The following is a 3,607-nucleotide window of genomic DNA, read 5'->3' on the forward strand; positions in this document are numbered from 1 at the left end:
TAAACTGATGAGTGTGATTAGGAAAGCTGATGAAAGAAGAGAGAGGGCCGTAGCTTGCCGGGCCCGACGCCATCGCCAGAAGTTTTGTTAAGAAAGTTGAGGGTTTTGCTTTCTGTGGGTCCGCTCGTGATACCTTTCTAAAACCTGAAAGCGGGAAAGTCCGGTGCAATTCCGGCGCTGTGCCGCAACTGTAAAAGTCAGAATGCCGATTTCGGGGGCGCTTTGTGGGCGTTTACTTTTGGATTCCCTGCGTAGCACGGGGAGGAGATTATTTGTTAGCTTTGACTGATTTGCCGACTTGTCCGGGTTTATTTTACGGTTCCCAAGCCCGAGACGGAGTTTTATCGAGAATGCGGATTCCGGGGGGAATTTTAAACGCGCAGCAGTGTCGGACGATCGCCGATTTGGCTGATCAATACAGTACCGGCTGTTTGCAAGTGACAAATCGGGCAAATTTACAAATCCGAGAAGTGAACTCGGAAATTGCCCCGGAAGTCTGGAACCGCTTTCAGGAATTGGGGATAGCGTCTCGCCACGTTGAAGTTGACCCGATTCGCAATATTATGGCAAGCCCGACAGCAGGGATCGATCGCCAGCAGTTACTGGATACTCGCCCGCTAGTCAAAGCTTGGGATGATTACCTGCAAACACATTCCGAGTTGTCGGAACTTTCGCCTAAGTTCAGTATTGGCTTCGACGGCGGGGAATCGGTTTCGATCCAGGCTTTACGCAACGATATTTTATTAGCTGCAGAAGGGCTTTCAACCCAATCAGAAATCTTTTTTCGGCTGCATTTAAACGGCGATACAGGAATTTTAATCCAAGAATCGCAATGTATTTCAGTATTAGCCGCCCTCGCTAACACCTACCTTGAATACACCAAAAATCGACCTCGAATTGATGGCAAAAAACCGCGTTTGCGTCACCTGCTGGCAGATTGGGGCGCTGAAAGTTATCTGGAAAAGGTACAGCAGAATTTACCATTTTTATGGCAATTCACATCTGGCACTTTTCCCAAAAACAGGCAAGATGCCTGTTCCACAAAGAGTGAATTTCCTTGTGGGGTGGGCATCTTGCCCGCCCGTTTGATCGACTCATCTGCAAGGGGGATCGAACAATCCCGACATCTCGGCATTCATCCTCAACGACAGTCCGGTTTCTCCTACATGGGAATTGCACTGCCTCTCGGTAGGCTAGAATCAAAGCAACTGCGGAATTTGGCAAATTTAGCCCAAAATCTAGCCAGCGGTACCCTGAGACTTACGCCGTGGCAAAATCTGTTGATTTCTGATATCCCGAACTCCCAGCTTTTTGAGATAAAACAGCAAATCGCCGCTTTGGGATTGCACTCGTCGGCGACTCGCCTAGATTCGTGCTTGGTGGCTTGTGCAGGCAGCAGTGGCTGTGCGTCGGCGGCGACAGATACTCAAAGTCACGCCCTAAAAATGGTGAAGGATTTAGCGCAAAATTTGACGATCGACCAACCGATTAACATTCATTTCAGCGGTTGCCAAAAGTCCTGCGCCCAGCACCGGCCAATTGATATCACGCTGGTGGGAATTCAGATTGAGCTAGGAGACGAAACGCTCGAAGGTTACGACATTTATGCGGGTAGAAAAGATTTGCCTTTCGGACGACCAATTTTTCCGGCGGTGAGTGCGATCGAGATGCCCCGTGCGATCGAGCGAATGTTGCGAGTGTATCAGCGGTTTCGAGAGCCTTTGGAGTCATTTGGTGAGTTTGTTGATCGGCAGACGATCGACCAATTGCAGGAGTTGTTGAGCACCGAAAATCGGAATTTAAAGTGAAAAAAGCTCCCATTAAAAATGACAATTTTTAAGTATTTCTCTTCCTATCTCTCTGGATCTTTCTTCCTTCGCGTCCTACCCTACGGGAACGGCTTCGCCGAACGCGCCTTCGCGGTTCATTCAAAAAATCTATTTCACAAATCCCACAAAATTCCCATAGCAGTTTTAAACAATGATTGACTACATTCGAGACGGAACAGAAATCTACATTAAATCCTTCGCCACAATTCGAGCCGAAGCAGATTTGTCAAGCTTGCCGCCCGATTTAGAATCGGTAGCCGTGCGACTAATTCACAGTTGTGGCATGACCGATATTGTTACAGATTTAGCAGCTTCCCCCGGTGCAGCCACCGCGGGACACAACGCCCTCGTCGCAGGTGCGCCTATTCTCTGCGATGCGCGGATGGTGGCCGAAGGCATCACTCGCAAACGCCTTCCCGCTGACAATCCGGTGATTTGCACCCTCTGGCATTCCGAAATCCCGGAGTTGGCACGGCAAATGGGAAATACTCGATCTGCGGCGGCCCTGGATTTATGGCTGGACAACTTGCAGGGTGCGGTTGTGGCAATTGGCAATGCCCCGACTGCTTTGTTCCGACTACTGGAAATGCTGGATGCCGGAGCACCTAAACCGGCTTTAATTCTGGGTTTCCCGGTAGGATTTGTGGGGGCTGCCGAATCCAAAGCCGAACTGGCCGCCAACAGTCGGGGAGTGCCATTTATTACGTTGCACGGGCGGCGCGGTGGCAGTGCAATGGCAACGGCGGCTGTGAATGCGTTAGCGAAAAAGGATGAATTATGACTAAGGCTACTGGTAAATTGTACGGTTTGGGTATTGGCCCTGGCGATCCAGAGTTGATTACTTTGAAAGCTTATCGGATTTTGCAATCGGTGCCGGTGATTGCCTATCCGGCGATGGAAAATGGTAAGGTACTGGCGCGGGCGATCGTCGCAGATTATCTGCGCCCGGAACAAATTGAGATTCCCATGCCGCTGCCTTTTAGTCCGACGCGATCGTCTCAACCTTATTATGATATTGCTGCCGATAAAATTGCCGCACATCTGAGCGAGGGACAGGATGTTGCCGTGCTATGTGAGGGCGAACCTTTTCTCTACGGCTCATTTATGTATTTATTCAACCGTTTGTCGGGGAGATTTACGACGGAAGTTGTGCCGGGAATTTCTTCGACAATGGCTAGTGCGGCTGCGTTGGGAGTGCCACTAACTTATCGTAACGATGTGTTAAGTATTATGCCTGCGACGCTGGATGCTGAGGTTTTGCGCGATCGACTGGCGGTTGTTGATGCTGCTGTGATTATTAAGCTGGGCCGACATTTTGCGAAAGTCCGGGACGTGCTGATTGAGTTGGGACAGTTCGATCGAGCACTGTATATAGAACGCGCAACTATGCCGAATCAGCGAATTCGGGCGATCGCAGATGTCGATCCCGCTGAAGTTCCCTATTGGGCTCTCATTATGATCCCCAGCCAGCAAAAGTCTGTATCTTAATATTTCCATGCCTGAAGGCGACGCGCTTCCAGGCTTTACCTACTTTTTTGTGCATTCTTACCTCTTTATCCAGTTTTCTTTCTATTGATAAGTTAACTTTATACTTGTTATCAGTTAATCTGTTGTTAAAAAACTTTACAAACCTGAGAATATGCTTTATGTTTATTTACATGGCGGAACACAAAGCCGTCACGAACATTGACAACCAAATACAGCAATCATAAACAAATGACAACAACCTTACAGCAGCGCGAAAGCGCCAATGTCTGGGAACGCTTTTGTGAGTGGGT

3 protein-coding genes and 1 riboswitch are annotated in these 3,607 nt (G+C 49.0%); all 3 genes read left to right on the plus strand.

Annotation, left to right across the window (positions count from 1 at the left end; genetic code table 11):
- Positions 1-136: 136 nt before the first annotated feature.
- Positions 137-216: riboswitch (adenosylcobalamin-variant (AdoCbl-variant) riboswitch) on the plus strand.
- 8 nt (positions 217-224) lie between these two features.
- The 3 genes from cobG to QUA90_RS30170 all read left to right on the plus strand — a co-directional run bounded on the left by cobG (position 225) and on the right by QUA90_RS30170 (position 3,317).
- On the plus strand, positions 225-1,808 hold the full coding sequence (gene cobG, locus QUA90_RS30160; protein ID WP_333448766.1) for a precorrin-3B synthase: 1,584 nt from the start codon (positions 225-227) through the stop codon (positions 1,806-1,808).
- 172 nt (positions 1,809-1,980) lie between these two features.
- Positions 1,981-2,610, plus strand: coding sequence for a precorrin-8X methylmutase (locus QUA90_RS30165; RefSeq protein WP_333263779.1), 630 nt, complete (start codon positions 1,981-1,983; stop codon positions 2,608-2,610).
- On the plus strand, positions 2,607-3,317 hold the full coding sequence (locus QUA90_RS30170) for a precorrin-2 C(20)-methyltransferase (RefSeq protein ID WP_333332749.1): 711 nt from the start codon (positions 2,607-2,609) through the stop codon (positions 3,315-3,317). Before QUA90_RS30165 ends, QUA90_RS30170 begins: the two co-directional genes overlap by 4 nt.
- The last annotated feature ends 290 nt before the right edge of the window (positions 3,318-3,607 follow it).

Origin of the sequence: Microcoleus sp. D3_18_C4 (assembly GCF_036702355.1) — a bacterium.
Taxonomy (GTDB): Bacteria; Cyanobacteriota; Cyanobacteriia; order Cyanobacteriales; family Microcoleaceae; genus Microcoleus.

Coding starts and splice junctions, on each gene's coding strand:
- QUA90_RS30165 (WP_333263779.1), top strand. CDS start 1,981: ATGATTGACTACATTCGAGACGGAACAGAAATCTACATTAAATCCTTC.
- QUA90_RS30170 (WP_333332749.1), top strand. CDS start 2,607: ATGACTAAGGCTACTGGTAAATTGTACGGTTTGGGTATTGGCCCTGGC.